The sequence below is a fragment of the Saccharopolyspora rhizosphaerae genome (assembly GCF_003931915.1).
GTDB lineage: Bacteria > Actinomycetota > Actinomycetes > Mycobacteriales > Pseudonocardiaceae > Saccharopolyspora > Saccharopolyspora rhizosphaerae.
Window position 1 is genome coordinate 26295 of the sequence record NZ_RSAA01000014.1, and the last position, 15116, is coordinate 41410.

The following is a 15116-nucleotide window of genomic DNA, read 5'->3' on the forward strand; positions in this document are numbered from 1 at the left end:
CATTGTGCCGCGCACCTGTGCCGCCCGGTGCGCGACCTCCGCTTTGCCTCGTCGGCGCCGGTGCGGCGAGGATGGGTGGGTGAGCACGACCGAACCGAAGCGGCGAGGACGCAGGCCCAACGGCGCCGACACCAAGGAGGCGTTGCTGACCGCCGCGCGCGAGGTGTTCGCCGAGCAGGGCTACGAGGCGGCCACCGTGCGCGTCATCGCGAGCAACGCCGGTGTCGACCCTGCCATGGTCAACCACTGGTTCGGTGGCAAGGAGGGCCTGTTCATCGCCGCGGTGCAGATCCCGGTGAACCCGGTGGAGATCCTGCGGCAGGTGCTCGACGGGCCTCGCGAGCAGATCGGCGAGCGGATCATCCGCGGGTTCGTCACCACCTGGGACGGCGTCGGCGGCGGGCAGTTCGCAGCTTTGATGCGCAGCGTCGCGGGCAGCGAGCAAGCGGTGTCGATGCTCCGCGAGTTCGTGCAGAACCTGCTGTTCCGGCAGCTGATCAAGAGCTTGGACGTCGACCACCCGGAGATGCGGGTGGCGTTGTGCGGCTCGCAGCTCGTCGGCCTGGGCATGGCTCGCTACGTCGTCCGCATCGAACCCCTCGCCTCGGCCGAGCCCGACGTCGTCGCAGCCACCATCGGCCCCAACCTCCAGCACTACCTCACGGGCAACCTCGACCTCTGAACCCAGTGCGGCAGAAGAGGTTTCACCGACAACTCCACCTGACGAGCACACCTCCCCCGAAGGAGAGGAAGCCCGAACGGAAACCCTCATGGGAGACCGGAGTTCCAGCCGGGCCCCGAACCCGCCGCCTCAGCTGCCGGAGTCCGACCGACACCGCCGCAGAGGACAAAGCCGTGCGCGACTCAACCCGCACCGCCCCAGCGATCCAGGGAGCCGCGGCAGCAGCCGCTCCGCCCGGTGTGGGACTCACCTCGCACCGCCGCTGAGCGGCGTCGTGGCGAGTACGCCGCGACGCCGCGCATCGACATGCTCCAGGAGCGGCGCACGGAGTCCACGGAGCCGCTCAGGTCCTGCCACCCGCACCGCCACGCAAGCCGATCAGTCGGCCGGCAGGAGCAGGTCTGCGTCGAAGCAGGTGGGGTCTCCTGTGTGACACGCGGCCCCCTCCTGCTCCACCACCAGCAGCACGGTGTCGCCGTCGCAGTCGAGGCGGACCTCGTGCACGTGCTGGGTGTGGCCCGAGGTCTCCCCCTTGACCCAGTAGGTGCCGCGGCTGCGGGAGAAGTAGGTGCCGCGGCGGGTGGTGAGGGTGCGGTGCAGCGCCTCGTCGTCCATCCACGCCATCATCAGCACCTCGCCGGTGCCGCGTTGCTGCGCGATCGCCGCGACGAGCCCGTCGGCGTTGCGCTTGAGCCGGTCGGCGATCTTCGGGTCGAGCTCGCTCATCGGACCGTGATCCCCTCCGCGCGCATGGCGTCCTTGACCTCGCCGATGCGCAGCTGTCCGAAGTGGAAGACGCTCGCGGCGAGCACCGCGTCAGCGCCGGCGTGCACGGCGGGGGCGAAGTGCTCGACCGCACCGGCACCGCCGCTGGCGATCAGCGGCACGTCGACGACTTCCCGCACCGCGCGGATCATCTCCAGGTCGAAACCCGCTTTGGTGCCGTCGGCGTCCATCGAGTTCAGCAGGATCTCGCCGACGCCGAGATCCTGGCCCTTCGCGGCCCACTCGACCGCGCAGATGCCGGTGCCGCGTCGTCCGCCGTGCGTGGTGACCTCGAACCCGGATGGCGTGGGCTGCCCGCCCTCGGGCACCCGGCGGGCGTCCACGGACAGCACCACGCACTGCGCGCCGAAGCGCGTCGACGCCTCGTTGAGCAGTTCGGGACGCGCGATCGCAGCGGTGTTCACGCTGACCTTGTCGGCCCCGGCGCGCAGCAGCCGGTTGATGTCCTCGGTGCTGCGCACGCCGCCGCCGACGGTCAGCGGGATGAAGACCTGCTCGGCGGTCCGCCGGACCACGTCGAAGGTCGTCTCGCGGTCCGACGAGGACGCCGTGACGTCCAGGAAGGTCAGCTCGTCGGCGCCCTCGGTGTCGTAGGCCGAAGCCAGCTCCACCGGGTCACCGGCATCGCGAAGATCGGTGAAGTTGACTCCCTTGACGACCCGCCCCTGGTCCACGTCCAGGCACGGGATCACACGCACAGCGACACCCATGCGCACCAGGGTAGACGTCCCCACCCCGGCTCGGGCCGGGGTGGGGACGCGGGTCACCAGGGCCGGTCGGGCCGGGTCGCGGTCTGCACCGGCTTCGGCTGGACCGGCGGGCAGTGCGCGTCCTCCTGCGGCAGCACGCCGTCGACCAGGTAGGCGTGGGTCGCGTTGAGCGTGCACTCGTTGCGGTCGTAGACGCCGTGGCCCCAGCCGTCGTAGGTGAGCATCGTGGCCTGCTCGATCTGGGAGTCCACGTTGGTCGCCCAGTTGTAGCCGGTGGCCGGGTCGTGCAGGGCGTTGAGGATGAGGACCGGGGCCTCGGTGCGGATGTCCGGGACGTGCTGCGGGTTCTGCACCGGCGCCTTCCAGCCGAGGCAGTACGGCGCCTGCACGCCACCGACGCCGGCGCGCAGGTGCGGAGCCGCCTGGTGCTGCTGCGCGAACAGCCGGGCGTACTCCTCGGCCGATCCGGCCTCGATCCGGTGGTCGTTGCAGAACGCCGCGGTGGGGTTCGGGACCGGATCCCGCTGCTGCGCAGCGGTAGTCGGCCGGCCGTCGCGCAGCTCGTCGAGCTGCGCGGCCAGCGAGTGCCAGTCCGGCCCGTAGAAGGCGCTCATCGCGGTCCGGGAGAGGTCGACCGGTGTCATCGGCTCCGACCCGCCCGGCTGCGGCAGCTCACCCGCCTCCGCCCGCTCGTAGAGCTCGTCGAAGACCGCGCCGACGTCCTCGCCGTGCAGGGCGCACGCCGCGTCCCGGTCGCACCACGCCGCGAACTCGTCGAACGAGTCCTCGGCGGCTTCGGCCTGGGTGACCACGAACCCGGTCGTGTCCTGGCTGTGGTCGAAGACGCTGTCGAGCACCAGGGCTCGGACGCGCTCGGGGAACTGCTCGGCGTACATCTGGCCGACCAGGGTCCCGTAGGAGATGCCGTAGAGGCTCAGCTGCTGCTCGCCCAGCGCCGCGCGGAACGCGTCGATGTCGCGGGCGACGCTCGCGGTGTCCACGTGGTCCACGATCGGGCCGCTGCGCGCCCGGCAGTCCTCCGAGGCGCGGCGGTTGTGGTCCTCGAGCTGCCGGAAGTGCTCGGGCCCGTCCGGACGGACGTCGGGCTGCTCCTCGATCAGCGCCGGATCGCACTGCAGCTGGTGGCTGCCGCCGAACCCGCGCGGGTCGTAGCTGACCACGTCGAAGCGGGCGGCCAGCTCGGGCGCGAAGGGGTTGCCGGCGATCAGCTGGCTCACCCCGGTGCCGCCGGGCCCGCCGGGCATGTGCACCAAGGTGCCGACGCGCTGGGCGGGGTCGGTCGCAGGACGCCGGGCCACCGCGATGTCGACCTGCTCGCCCTGCGGGTCGGCCCAGTCCAGCGGGACCCGCACGGTCGAGCACTCGACCTCGGGGTTCTGCTCGCAGGGCCCCCAGTCCAACCCGGGTTCGGCGTGCGCCGGCGCGGTCAACCCGACCAGCGCCCCGGCGGCCAGCAACGCCCCCAGTGTTCGTCGCATGGAGTTCCTCCCAGTGGTGGTTCGGACCCGTGTTCCGGATCACGACCACCACCGTGCTGATCTCGCAGCGCGACGTCGATCAGGGTTTCCCCGGAGAACGCACCGGCTTTCAGCGCACCGCGGCCAGGGCTTCCTCGAGGGTGAAGTTCTGGGCGTAGAGCGCCTTGCCGACGATGGAGCCCTCCAGGCCGACCGGGGCCAGCTGCGACAACGCGACCAGGTCGTCCACGCTCGAGACGCCACCGGAGGCGATCACCGGGGCGTCGGTGCGCTCGCAGACCGCGCGCAGCAGCTCGGTGTTCGGGCCCTGCAGCGTGCCGTCCTTGCTGACGTCGGTGACGACGTAGCGGCGGCAGCCGGCCGCGTCGAGGCGGTCCAGCACCTCCCACAGGTCGCCGCCGTCCTTGGTCCAGCCGCGGGCGGCGAGGCGGTGGCCCTGCTCGGTGATGCGCACGTCCAGGCCCACGGCGACGCGGTCGCCGTACTCGGCGACGACGCGGTCGGCCCAGTCCGGGTTCTCCAGCGCGGCGGTGCCGAGGTTGACGCGGGCGCAGCCGGTGGCCAGCGCGGCCTCCAGCGAGGCGTCGTCGCGGATGCCGCCGGAGAGCTCGACCTGCACGTCCAGCTTCCCGGTCACCTCGGCCAGCAGCTCGCGGTTGCTGCCGCGGCCGAAGGCGGCGTCGAGGTCGACCAGGTGGACCCACTCCGCACCCGCGCGCTGCCACGTCAGCGCGGCCTCCAGCGGATCACCGTAGGAGGTCTCGGTACCGGCAGCGCCCTGCACGAGGCGGACGGCCTGGCCATCGGCAACATCAACAGCGGGAAGCAAAGTGAAGCTCACGCCCACAACCCTATTCGAGCCCCGCGTGCGCGCCCGACGAGGGCCTCAGCGCTTGGACTTCTCGCTGCGGAGGATGGCCAGCACCGGCACCGCCAGCACCACCAGGCACAGCACGATCACCGCCGGCAGCGGCACCCCGGCCTGGATCAGGTACGGAGCGCCGATGCTGGAGGCCAAGCCGAGGGCGAGGACCAGCGCGATGATGCGCACGGTGTTGGGCCCGAACAGGCCGTGCCGGCGGGTCACAGCGCGTCCAACCAGTTGCGCAGCAGCCGGGCGCCGGCGTCGCCGGACTTCTCCGGGTGGAACTGGGTGGCCATCAGCGCTCCGTTCTCGACGGCCGCCACGAACGGCTCGCCGTGCTCTGCCCAGGTCACCTGGGGCGGGGCGATCGTGTCGGACGGTTCCAGCACCCACTTGCGCACCGCGAAGGAGTGCACGAAGTAGAAGCGGGTGTCGGCGTCCAGCCCGGCGAACAGCACGCTGTCGGTCGGCGCCTGCACGGTGTTCCAGCCCATGTGCGGCAGCACGTCGGCCTGCAGCCGCTCGACGGTTCCCGGCCACTGGCCGCAGCCGTCGGCCTGCACGCCGTGCTCGACGCCCTGGTTGAACAGCACCTGCATGCCCACGCAGATGCCGAGCACCGGGCGGCCACCGGCGAGCCGCTGGTCGATGATCTTGTCGCCGCCGACCGACAGCAGACCCTCCATGCAGGCCGCGAACGCGCCGACGCCGGGAACCACCAGACCCTGGGCCTCGACTGCGGCACGATGGTCGTCGGTCACCTCGACGTCGGCGCCCGCGCGCTGCAGAGCGCGCTCGGCGGAGCGGAGGTTGCCTGATCCGTAGTCCAAGATGACGACTCGTGCCACGGGTTCAGGCTACCGGCCTCACGCCACGCGCCTGCCCGCCCCGTGCAGGAAGTGCGCCACCTCGCCCGCGATGCCGGTCGGGCCGAGCCCGTGCGCCGCCTCGTGCTCCTCGGCGGTGCCGTAGGCGCGCAGCTCCCGGTCCCGCCGGACACCCAGGGACAGCACCCGGTGCGGGATGTCGACCAGCGCCGCGGTGACCTCGTGCGTCGAGGTGCCCCGCAGGTAGGGCTCGACCAGCACCACGTCCGGCTCGGACACGCGCACCGCAGCGCGCAGGCCCTCGGCGTCGAAGGGCCGGACCGTGGCGGTGTAGAGGACGGTGACGTCCATCGCGGCGGTGGCCGCGAGCACCGGACCCAGCGTCGGGCCGACCGCGAGCACCACCCCGTCCCGGCCGTGCCGCACCTGGTGCCAGCCGGGACCGGTCACCAGCGGCTCGGCGTTGACCCGGTCGGACAGCCGCAGGTAGACGGCCCCGTCATGGCCGAACTCGGGGCTGAGCAGCGCGTCGACCTCGGCCGGGTGGCCGGGCACGTGCACGGTCCAGCCGGGCAGCGTGTCGATCAGCGCGACCTCTCCGGGGGCCATGTGCGTGCGGCCCGCCTCCGGGTAGTCGTAGGAGGCTCCCGTGCTGACCGCGATCGCCCCGGCGCCCTGGTGGCCGAGGTCGAGCTTGAGCTGCTCGAAGGGGCGTTCCACGAGGAACGGCGTGATCGAGTGCAGCACCGGGCGCATCCCGGCCAGCGCCAGACCTCCGGCGACGCCGACCATGGCCTGCTCCCGGATGCCGACGTTGAACACGCGGTCGGCGTGCCGGTCGAGGGCGTCGGTGAAGCGGTCGCGGGAGACCTCGGCCAGCACCAGCGCCACCCTCGGGTCGGCGTCCATCGCCTCCGTGGTGGTGCGCACGAACTGCTCGCGCATGCTCATCGGGTTCCTCCTCGGTGTTCGACCTCGGCGACGACCGCGAGCGGCCGGCCGGTGGGGGTGCTGGTCAGGGCCTGGCGGAGCGCGGTGTGGTCGCGGCCGTCGGCGACGCGGGTCTCCCAGCCCTCGCGCGCGAAGCGGTCCGCGATGCCGCCCGGCCACCCGGTGCTGGAGGAGCGGTTGTCGACCACCACGGTGGTCAGCCGGTCCAGTCCCCAGCGACCGGCGACCTGGATCGCCTCGTGGTTGCTGCCCTCGTCGAGTTCGGCGTCGCCGACGAGCACGACCACCCGCGGCCGGTGCAACCCCCGGGTGCGCAGCCCGAGGGAGACGCCGAGGGCGAGCGGGAGCCCGTGGCCGAGCGAGCCACTGCTGATCTCCACCCCGGGTGCGAGGACCCGGTCGGGGTGGAAGCCGAGCCGGGAGTCGAACTCGCCGAAGCGGTCCAGCTCGGCCGGGTCCAGGAAGCCCTTGGCCGCCAGGACCGCGTAGTAGGCCATCGGCCCGTGCCCCTTGGAGAGCAGGAAGCGGTCGCGTTCCGGGTCGTCGACCCGGTCGGGCGCGACCGACAGGACCTGGTCGTAGAGCACCCAGAGCACGTCGAGGGTGGAGGTGGCGGCAGCGTCGTGCTTCTCGTCGCCGGTCATCCGGGTCATCAGCGGACGCAGGTCCGCGTACTGGTACTCCGTCGCGATCGTCATGCGACCAGCGTGGAACTTCGAGTTAACTCGAAGTCAAGGGTTTCGGGGCTCCACCAATGTGGAGGTTCGCGCTACCCTGTCGGACGTGACGAAACTACCTGCTCTGCTGACCATCGGAGAGGTCTCGCACCGCAGCGGCGTCGCGCAGACCGCGCTGCGGTTCTACGAGGAACGCGGCCTGATCACCTCCACCCGCACCACCGGCAACCAGCGCCGCTACCAGCGGGCCGTGCTGCGCAGGCTGGCGTTCATCCGCGCCGCGCAGCGGGTCGGGCTGAGCCTGGAGCAGATCTCCGACGCGCTGTCCACGTTGCCCCAGGACCACGCTCCCACCAAGGCCGACTGGACCCGGCTCTCCCGGCGCTGGCGCGACGAGCTCGACGCCCGCATCGACGGGCTGCAAAGGCTGCGGGACAACCTGACCGGCTGCATCGGCTGCGGCTGCCTCTCCCTGCGCACCTGCATCCTCAACAACCCGGACGACCAGCAGGCCGAGAACGGCCCCGGCGCACCCCTCCTCCGCCCCCAGACCGACCGCGCCGGCTGAGCACCCGCCCGGCGCTCCTCGAACGCTGCGGTGGTCCACCGCGCCGCGTCTTGCTCCGAGGACGCGCCGACCTCCCGAACCCTGTCACACCGCCGAGGTCCACCGCGCAGAGTGGCCTTCCGCGCGTGGGGACACGGATCATCCCGCCCACCAGGGTGATCCGAGCACCCGCGCACCCACCTCGCCCAGGGTTCCGCAGGAGATCCCACCTCCACGGTGGCCCCACACGCGAACGCATGGGCCTTCCGCGGACGGGCGGACGGATCGGAGCCCGATCACCGGGGTCGAAGCCCACGGCGTGCGTGGAGGCGGTTCAGGACTCCCCGACCCAGGTGTAGGTCATCTCCGGGCGGCCGACCGTGCCGTAGGTGGGGAGGCGTTCGACCATGCCCGCGCCGGCGAGGTACTCGAGGTAGCGACGGGCCGTGACCCGGGAGACGCCGGCAGCCTCCCCGACGGCGCCCGCCGAGCCGCCGGACGGCATCGCACGCAGGGCTCTGACGACGGCGGCGAGGGTCTCCTCCCCCATGCCCTTCGGCAGACCCGCCCGGTCGACGCCGCGCAACGTGGAGAACGCCCGGTCGATCTCGGCCTGGCCGGCCGCCTCACGGTCCTGTCCCAGCGTGGCGCGGAACCGGGCGTAGTGCTCCAGCTTCTCCCGCATCGCGCCGAAGGTGAACGGTTTGAGCAGGTACTGCACGACTCCGCTGGAGACGGCCGCGCGCACCACCTTCAGGTCGCGGGCAGAGGTCACCGCGATGACGTCGATGTGCAGCCCGGCCGTGCGCAGCGCGCGGGCCACCTGCAGGCCGTCCACGTCCGGCAGCCGCAGGTCCAGCAGCACCAGGTCGACGGTGGTGTGCTCGACGAACTGGAGGGCGGCCTGACCGGTGCGGACCCGCCCGGCCACCTCGAAGCCCTGGACCCGGTTGACGTAGGCCTCGTGCGCCTCACCCGCCACCGGGTCGTCCTCGACGACGAGCACCGTGATCACCGCGACGCCTCCGGGATCCGGACCGTGAACACCGCGCCGTCCTCGCCGCTGACGTCGAGGGTGCCGCCGTGCCGGCGCACGCTCTGCCCGACCAGCGCCAGACCGATGCCGCGGTCCCCGGACTTCGTCGACCAACCGCGCTGGAACAGCTCGGCGGTGTCGGCGGGCACGCCGGGCCCGTTGTCGGCGACCCGGATCAGCACACCGTCCGATGTGGACCGCAGCGTGACCTCCACGCGCGGGTGGGGCCGGTCGGTCACGGCCTCCACCGCGTTGTCGATGAGGTTGCCGAGGATGGTCACCAGGTCCCGCGAACCGACCTGCTCCAGCGCGGCGTCGTCGACCTCGGTGTCCTCGCCGAGCACGACCTCGACGCCGCGCTCGCCCGCCTCGGCGCTCTTGCCGAGCAGCAGCGCCGCCAGCACGGGTTCCCGGACGGCGCCGACGACCTGGTCGGTGAGCCGCTGGGCGAGGTCGAGCTCGGCGGTGGCGAAACCGATGGCCTCCTCGGTGCGCCCGAGTTCGATCAGCGAGACGACGGTGTGCAGCCGGTTCGCCGACTCGTGCGCCTGCGAGCGCAGCGACTCGGCGAAACCGCGCATCGAGTCGAGCTCCCCGCTGAGCGCCTGCAGCTCGGTGTGGTCCCGCAGCGTGACGACGCTGCCCAGGTCGCGGCCGTCGCTGCGCACCGGGGAGACGTTGACCAGCAGCACCCGGTCGTCGGTGAGGTGGACCTCGTCGCGGACGGTGCGGCGGCCGAGAGCACCCACGAGGGACGGCGGCAGGTCCAGCTCGGACACCTGCTCGCCCTCGACCTCGGCGGGATCCAGCGAAAGCAGCACAGCGGCACCATCGTTGCACAAGGTCACGCGCCCGTCCGGCGCCACCAGCAGCAGTCCTTCGCGCACCGCGTGCAAGATCGCGTCGTGGTACTCGTACATCCGCGACAGCTCCGCGGGGCGCATCCCGTGGGTGTGCCGCCGGATCCGCGCGCTCACCAGGTACGTCAGCGCCCCGCCGAGCAGCAGCGCGCCACCGGCGACGAGCACCAGGACGGTCACCTGCCTGCGGAGCTCGTCGGTGAGCACGCGGACGGTGATGCCGTCGGCCACGAGCCCCACCAGCTGCGAACCGCGGTGCACGGGGACGACCGCGCGCACGGACGGGCCGAGCGTTCCGGTGTAGGTCTCGACGAGGGTCCGGGTCGGGTCGACGTTGCCCTGGAACGGCTCGCCGATGCGTGACGGGTCGGGGTGGGTGTACCGGGTGCCCTGCGGCGACATGATCGTGATGAAGTCCACGCCTGTGTCGGCCCTCACGCGCTCGGCCAGCGGCTGCAGCGTCGCGCTGGGATCGGGTGAGACCAGGGCGTCGGCCACCGCGGGCTGGGCGGCCAGTGTGCGGGCCACCGCGACGACCTCGTCGCGCGCGGCCTCCTCGGTCCGACGATCGGCGTCGTACCAGGCCAGAGCGGCTCCGGCGAGCACGACGACGGCCACGACGATGACCTGCAGCACGAACAGCTGCCGCGCCAGGCTCCACCGCGGTGGGCGGAAGCGGTTCCGGTGCTGGGGCATGGCTCAACTCATGTCGACGGTGTGAACACAATGAACGAAAGCGAGACGGGGTCGGTGCGAAGCTCGCATAGTCTCCGTCCAGATCTTCCCGTGACCTGGGACACGCACGGTGCATCGTATGTGACCCGGAGACACCGGCCCTGCAAGGAGTTCAACAGTGGCAAGCAATGGTGCTGCGCCGGCGAAACGTCGGGACAGAACGCATTACCTCTACATCGCGGTGATCGTCGCTGTGGCGGCCGGCATCCTCGTCGGATTCGTCGCCCCTGACGTCGGCAAGGCCCTCAAACCGCTGGGCACCGGTTTCATCAACCTCATCAAGATGATGATCTCGCCGATCATCTTCTGCACGATCGTGCTCGGCGTCGGCAGCGTCCGCAAAGCCGCCAAGGTCGGCCGGGTGGGCGGTCTGGCGCTCGCCTACTTCATGGTCATGTCGGTGGTCGCGCTGGTCATCGGCCTGATCGTCGGCAACGTGCTGCACCCGGGTGAGGGGCTGCAGATCACCGAGTCGCTGCGCGGCTCGGGCGCCGAGCAGGCCAGCGAGGAGTCGAAGACCACCACCGAGTTCCTGCTCGGCATCATCCCGAGCACCTTGGTCTCCGCCCTGACCGAGGGCGAGGTGCTGCAGACGCTGCTCGTGGCGCTGCTGGCCGGTTTCGCGTTGCAGGGCATGGGCGAGAAGGGCCAGCCGATCCTGCGCGGCATCGAGCACATCCAGCGCCTGGTGTTCAAGATCCTGGCGATGGTCATGTGGGTCGCCCCGATCGGCGCGTTCGGCGCGATCGCGGCGGTGGTCGGCGCCACCGGCGTGGACGCCCTCAAGGGCCTCGCGGTGATCATGCTCGGCTTCTACACGACCTGCGTCGTGTTCATCTTCGCCGTGCTGGGCACGGTGCTCTGGCTGTTCGCCCGCGTGAACATCTTCTCGCTGCTGCGCTACCTGGGCCGCGAGTTCCTGCTGATCGTGTCGACCTCCTCGTCGGAGGCCGCGCTGCCGCGGCTGATCGCGAAGATGGAGCACCTGGGCGTGAGCAAGCCGGTCGTGGGCATCACGGTGCCCACCGGCTACTCCTTCAACCTCGACGGCACGATGATCTACCTGACGATGTCGTCGCTGTTCATCGCGTCCGCCCTGGGCGACCCGCTGTCGATCGGTGAGCAGATCGGTCTGCTGCTGTTCATGATGGTCGCCTCGAAGGGCGCGGCGGGCGTCAGCGGCGCCGGCCTGGCGACCCTGGCCGGCGGCCTGCAGTCGCACCGGCCGGAGCTGCTCGACGGCGTCGGGCTCATCGTCGGCATCGACCGCTTCATGTCGGAGGCCCGCGCCCTGACGAACTTCGCGGGCAACGCCGTCGCCACGGTGCTCATCGGCTCCTGGACCAAGGAGCTCGACCGCGCCCAGATGCAGCAGGTGTTCACCGGCAACTCGCCGTTCAACGAGCAGTCCTTCGTCGACGACGGCGACGCCGCGGACAGCGCGTCCGGCGAAGGCGGGGCGACCGAGGAGAAGGTCCCCGAGAAGGTCTGACCCCGTCGCGGAAGAACCGCCTCTCGCCCACCGGCGAGAGGCGGTTCTTCCGTCGCGCGGTCGAGGACCCCGGGAGGCGTGGCTCCCGGGGTCCTCGACCGGTTCACGAGAACCGGGTCACAGGGCGCCCTTCGTGGAGGGGACAACCCCGGCGAAGCGCGGGTCGGGCTCCACGGCGGCGCGCAGGGCGCGGGCGATGGCCTTGTACTCGGCCTCGGCGATGTGGTGCGGGTCGCGGCCGTGGATCACCCGGGTGTGCAGGTTGATCTGCGAGTGGAAGGCCAGCGACTCGAACACGTGCCGGTTGAGCACGAACGGGTAGTTCCCGCCGATGGTGAAGGCGTTGTACTGCTCCGGCTCGCCCGCCATCACGCAGTAGGAGCGGCCGGAGACGTCGACGGCGGCGTGCGCCAGGGTCTCGTCCATCGGGATCCACGCGTCGCCGAAGCGGCGGATCCCCTTCTTGTCGCCCAGCGCCTGGCGCAGCGCCTGACCGAGCACGATCGCGGTGTCCTCGACCGTGTGGTGGGCGTCGATGTGGACGTCACCGGAGGCCTTGACCTTGAGGTCGAACGCGGCGTGCGTGCCCAGGGCGGTGAGCATGTGGTCGTAGAAGGGCACCGTGGTGTCGACCTCGACCTGGCCGGTGCCGTCGAGGTCCAGCTCGACCAGCACCGACGACTCCTTGGTGGTGCGCTCGACGCGGCCCGTCCGCGTGCCCGGCTGGAAAGTGCTCACCGTTCGATCTCCTCCGCAACTGCCTTGCTCGCCGCCAGGAACGCGTCGTTCTCGGCGGGCGTGCCGATGGTGACCCGCAGGTGACCGGGGATGCCGACGTCGCGGATCAGCACGTCGGAGTCCAGGTAGCGCTGCCAGGCGCGGTGCGCGTCGCTGAAGCGCCCGAACAGCACGAAGTTCGAGTCGCTGGGCACCGGCCTGCAGCCCAGCTCGGTCAGGCCGGCGACGACGCGCTCGCGCTCGTCGATCAGCTTGCGCACCGACCCCAGCGTCGCGTCGGCGTGCCGCAGCGACGCGCGGGCGGCGGCCTGGGTGACCGCCGACAGGTGGTACGGCAACCTGACCAGCAGCAACGCGTCGATCACCGCCGGTGCGGCGGCCAGGTAGCCGAGCCGTCCACCGGCGAAGGCGAAGGCCTTGCTCATGGTGCGGCTGACGATCACCTTCGCCGGGAACCGCTCGATCAGCTCGATCGCGCTGGGCTGCGCGGAGAACTCGGCGTAGGCTTCGTCGACCACGACCACGCCTGGCGCCGCCTCGAGGATCGCGAGCAGGTCCGCCGGTTGGACCGACTGCCCGGTGGGGTTGTTCGGGCTGGTCACGAACACCACGTCGGGCTGCTTCTCGGCCACCACGCGGGCAGCTTCGGCGCCGTCGAGGCTGAAGTCAGCGCGGCGGGGCGCGGGCAGCCAGTCGGTGCGGGTGCCGGCCGACAGGATCGGGTGCATCGAGTACGAGGGCTCGAAGCCCAGCGCGGTGCGGCCGGGACCGCCGAAGGCCTGCAGGATCTGCTGGAGGACCTCGTTGGATCCGTTGGCTGCCCACACGTTCGCCGTCGCCAGCGTCACCCCGGTCGCTCCGCTCAAGTAGGCGGCGAGGTCCGCGCGCAGCTCCGTGGCGTCGCGGTCCGGGTAGCGGTGCAGGTCAGCCGCCGCGTCCCGGACGGCCGCGGTCACATCGGCGACGAGTTCCGCGGGCGGCGGGTAGGGGTTCTCGTTGGTGTTCAGCCGGACCGAGACGTCCAGCTGCGGCGCCCCGTAGGGGCTGCGGCCGCGCAGGTCGTCCCGCAGCGGCAGGTCGGCCAGCGTCGTGTCGGCGCCGAGCACGTCACTCATGGATGTCCTTCATCGTCTTCTCGCCACCTCGAGCAGCCGGGTTCCGCCCCGGGCGCCTCGCGCACCGGCGTCCCTGCGGGCGTCTGGAGTTCTCCCACCTGCGCTGCTGCGGTAGCTGAACTGTTCATCTTCTCAGAAGCGCGCGGTCACGGCCTGGCCGTGAGCGGGCAGGTCTTCCGCATCGGCCAAGGCCACGACCTGGTCCGCCACGTCGCGGAGCGCCTGCTCGCTGTAGGAGACGACGTGGATGCCGCGCAGGAAGCTCTGCACGCTCAGGCCCGAGGAGTGCCGGGCGCAGCCACCGGTGGGCAGCACGTGGTTCGAACCGGCGCAGTAGTCGCCGAGCGAGACCGGAGCGTACGGGCCGACGAAGATGGCGCCCGCGTTGCGGACCCGCGCGGCCACCGCGTCGGCGTCGGCCGTCTGGATCTCCAGGTGCTCGGCGGCGTAGGCGTCGACCACGCGCACGCCGTCGTCGAGGTCGGAGACGAGGATGCAGCCCGACTGCCGCCCGGTCAGGGCGGTGCGGATGCGCTCGACGTGCTTGGTCTGGGCGACCTGGCGCTCCAGCTCGGCGTCGACGGCGTCCGCCAACTCCTCCGAGGTCGTCACCAGCACGCTGGCGGCGAGGGTGTCGTGCTCGGCCTGGCTGATCAGGTCGGCGGCCACGTGCACCGGATCGGCGGTGCCGTCGGCCAGCACGGCGATCTCGGTGGGACCGGCCTCGGAGTCGATGCCGATGAGGCTGCGCAGGTGGCGCTTGGCCGCGGTGACGTAGACGTTGCCGGGCCCGGTGACCATGTCGGCGGGCAGCAGCTCGGAGCCGTCGGTGTCGTGGCCGCCGTAGGCGAGCAGCGCCACGGCCTGCGCACCGCCGACCGCCCACACCTCGTCGACGCCGAGCAGCTGCGCGGCCGCCAGGATCGTCGGGTGCGGCCGTCCGCCGAACTCGGCCTGCGGCGGGCTGCACACGACCAGCGATTCGACGCCCGCGGTTTGCGCGGGGACGACGTTCATGACCACGCTCGACGGGTAGACCGCCAGGCCGCCCGGCGCGTAGAGGCCGACCCGGGCGACCGGCACCCAGCGCTCGGTGACCGTGCCGCCGGGCACCACCTGGGTGGTGCTGTCGGTGCGCCGCTGGTCGGCGTGCACGCGGCGGGCGCGCGCGATCGACTCCTCCAGCGCGGAGCGCACGGTGGGGTCGAGCTCTTCGAGCGCGCGGCTGAGCTCCTCGGCCGGCACCCGCACACGTTCGGGGCGCACCCCGTCGAACTTCTCGGTGTGGTCGAGCACGGCCTTGACGCCGCGGTCGCGGATGTCCTCGATCACCGGCCGGACCCGATGCAGCACGTGCTCGACGTCCATCTCGGCGCGCGGCAGCGTGGCGCGCAGCTCGACGGTGGACGGAACACGACCGCGCAGGTCGGAACGGGTGAGCATGGGCATCCTTCCGAGCAGGGAACGTCACCGACCAGGGTAATCGCCGCCCACCCCCGGTGTCCGCGAACCCGGCCCCGGCTCACACCGACACACCGACGGCGTGTCGCAACCCCCTGTGAAATGGGGAAACTTTCACACAGCGGCCATAGTTCG

General features: G+C 71.7%; 16 protein-coding genes. 3 read left to right on the forward strand and 13 right to left on the reverse strand.

The window, feature by feature from the left end; all coding sequences use genetic code 11:
- The first annotated feature begins 79 nt into the window (after positions 1-79).
- Positions 80-682 carry a TetR/AcrR family transcriptional regulator gene (locus EIL87_RS13210; protein WP_233576222.1) on the forward strand — a complete coding sequence of 201 codons (603 nt, stop codon included), beginning with the start codon at positions 80-82 and terminating at the stop codon, positions 680-682.
- A gap of 378 nt (positions 683-1060) precedes the next feature.
- Here EIL87_RS13210 and hisI read toward each other — a convergent pair whose 3' ends face one another.
- From hisI to EIL87_RS13250, 8 genes are all read right to left on the reverse strand, one after another.
- Positions 1061-1408, reverse strand: coding sequence for a phosphoribosyl-AMP cyclohydrolase (hisI, locus tag EIL87_RS13215; protein WP_125090728.1), 348 nt, complete (start codon positions 1406-1408; stop codon positions 1061-1063).
- Positions 1405-2178, reverse strand: a complete 774-nt coding sequence (gene hisF / locus EIL87_RS13220) for an imidazole glycerol phosphate synthase subunit HisF (protein ID WP_125090730.1) — start codon at positions 2176-2178, stop codon at positions 1405-1407. Before hisF ends, hisI begins: the two co-directional genes overlap by 4 nt.
- Before the next feature lie 53 nt (positions 2179-2231).
- A complete protein-coding gene (locus tag EIL87_RS13225; protein ID WP_125090732.1) occupies positions 2232-3677 on the reverse strand; it encodes an alpha/beta hydrolase in 1446 nt (481 codons plus the stop codon).
- Positions 3678-3786: 109 nt separating this feature from the next.
- Entirely contained in the window at positions 3787-4518 is a 732-nt protein-coding gene (gene priA / locus EIL87_RS13230) for a bifunctional 1-(5-phosphoribosyl)-5-((5-phosphoribosylamino)methylideneamino)imidazole-4-carboxamide isomerase/phosphoribosylanthranilate isomerase PriA (RefSeq protein ID WP_125090734.1), read from the reverse strand.
- 45 nt (positions 4519-4563) lie between these two features.
- On the reverse strand, positions 4564-4764 hold the full coding sequence (locus tag EIL87_RS13235; protein ID WP_125090736.1) for a hypothetical protein: 201 nt from the start codon (positions 4762-4764) through the stop codon (positions 4564-4566).
- Positions 4761-5390: an imidazole glycerol phosphate synthase subunit HisH gene (hisH, locus tag EIL87_RS13240; protein ID WP_125090739.1), complete on the reverse strand. Its 630-nt coding sequence runs from the start codon at positions 5388-5390 to the stop codon at positions 4761-4763. The genes EIL87_RS13235 and hisH overlap by 4 nt, the downstream gene beginning before the upstream one ends.
- Positions 5391-5408: 18 nt before the next feature.
- Positions 5409-6320: a transketolase family protein gene (locus EIL87_RS13245; protein ID WP_125090741.1), complete on the reverse strand. Its 912-nt coding sequence runs from the start codon at positions 6318-6320 to the stop codon at positions 5409-5411.
- On the reverse strand, positions 6317-7018 hold the full coding sequence (locus EIL87_RS13250) for a thiamine pyrophosphate-dependent enzyme (RefSeq protein WP_125090743.1): 702 nt from the start codon (positions 7016-7018) through the stop codon (positions 6317-6319). The genes EIL87_RS13245 and EIL87_RS13250 overlap by 4 nt, the downstream gene beginning before the upstream one ends.
- Positions 7019-7103: 85 nt before the next feature.
- Here EIL87_RS13250 and soxR point away from each other — a divergent pair, with 85 nt between their 5' ends.
- A complete protein-coding gene (gene soxR / locus EIL87_RS13255; RefSeq protein WP_125090745.1) occupies positions 7104-7565 on the forward strand; it encodes a redox-sensitive transcriptional activator SoxR in 462 nt (153 codons plus the stop codon).
- A 313-nt stretch (positions 7566-7878) separates the two neighbouring features.
- Here the strand turns inward: soxR and EIL87_RS13260 are convergent, their stop codons facing one another.
- Both EIL87_RS13260 and EIL87_RS13265 read right to left on the reverse strand, forming a co-directional pair.
- Positions 7879-8559, reverse strand: coding sequence for a response regulator (locus tag EIL87_RS13260; RefSeq protein ID WP_125090747.1), 681 nt, complete (start codon positions 8557-8559; stop codon positions 7879-7881).
- Complete coding sequence (locus tag EIL87_RS13265) at positions 8556-10136, reverse strand: sensor histidine kinase (RefSeq protein ID WP_125090749.1); 1581 nt, start codon at positions 10134-10136, stop codon at positions 8556-8558. Before EIL87_RS13265 ends, EIL87_RS13260 begins: the two co-directional genes overlap by 4 nt.
- A 157-nt stretch (positions 10137-10293) precedes the next feature.
- On the opposite strand from EIL87_RS13265, the gene EIL87_RS13270 reads away from it, so the two are divergent.
- The gene (locus EIL87_RS13270; protein WP_125090751.1) at positions 10294-11667 is read left to right on the forward strand and encodes a cation:dicarboxylate symporter family transporter; all 1374 of its coding nucleotides are present in this window, start codon (positions 10294-10296) and stop codon (positions 11665-11667) included.
- 117 nt (positions 11668-11784) lie between these two features.
- On the opposite strand, the gene hisB is transcribed toward EIL87_RS13270, so the two are convergent.
- The 3 genes from hisB to hisD all read right to left on the reverse strand — a co-directional run bounded on the left by hisB (position 11785) and on the right by hisD (position 14963).
- The gene (gene hisB, locus EIL87_RS13275) at positions 11785-12405 is read right to left on the reverse strand and encodes an imidazoleglycerol-phosphate dehydratase HisB (RefSeq protein WP_125090753.1); all 621 of its coding nucleotides are present in this window, start codon (positions 12403-12405) and stop codon (positions 11785-11787) included.
- Complete coding sequence (locus tag EIL87_RS13280) at positions 12402-13520, reverse strand: histidinol-phosphate transaminase (RefSeq protein ID WP_125090755.1); 1119 nt, start codon at positions 13518-13520, stop codon at positions 12402-12404. Before EIL87_RS13280 ends, hisB begins: the two co-directional genes overlap by 4 nt.
- Positions 13521-13652: 132 nt before the next feature.
- Positions 13653-14963 carry a histidinol dehydrogenase gene (gene hisD / locus EIL87_RS13285; RefSeq protein WP_125090757.1) on the reverse strand — a complete coding sequence of 437 codons (1311 nt, stop codon included), beginning with the start codon at positions 14961-14963 and terminating at the stop codon, positions 13653-13655.
- Positions 14964-15116: the final 153 nt, after the last annotated feature.

What these genes read in the sequence shown, in the direction of transcription:
- hisI (WP_125090728.1), bottom strand. Translation starts at nt 1,408, where the DNA reads ATGAGCGAGCTCGACCCGAAGATCGCCGACCGGCTCAAGCGCAACGCC.
- EIL87_RS13280 (WP_125090755.1), bottom strand. Translation starts at nt 13,520, where the DNA reads ATGAGTGACGTGCTCGGCGCCGACACGACGCTGGCCGACCTGCCGCTG.
- EIL87_RS13225 (WP_125090732.1), bottom strand. Translation starts at nt 3,677, where the DNA reads ATGCGACGAACACTGGGGGCGTTGCTGGCCGCCGGGGCGCTGGTCGGG.
- hisD (WP_125090757.1), bottom strand. Translation starts at nt 14,963, where the DNA reads ATGCTCACCCGTTCCGACCTGCGCGGTCGTGTTCCGTCCACCGTCGAG.
- EIL87_RS13245 (WP_125090741.1), bottom strand. Translation starts at nt 6,320, where the DNA reads ATGAGCATGCGCGAGCAGTTCGTGCGCACCACCACGGAGGCGATGGAC.
- EIL87_RS13265 (WP_125090749.1), bottom strand. Translation starts at nt 10,136, where the DNA reads ATGCCCCAGCACCGGAACCGCTTCCGCCCACCGCGGTGGAGCCTGGCG.
- EIL87_RS13250 (WP_125090743.1), bottom strand. Translation starts at nt 7,018, where the DNA reads ATGACGATCGCGACGGAGTACCAGTACGCGGACCTGCGTCCGCTGATG.
- hisF (WP_125090730.1), bottom strand. Translation starts at nt 2,178, where the DNA reads ATGGGTGTCGCTGTGCGTGTGATCCCGTGCCTGGACGTGGACCAGGGG.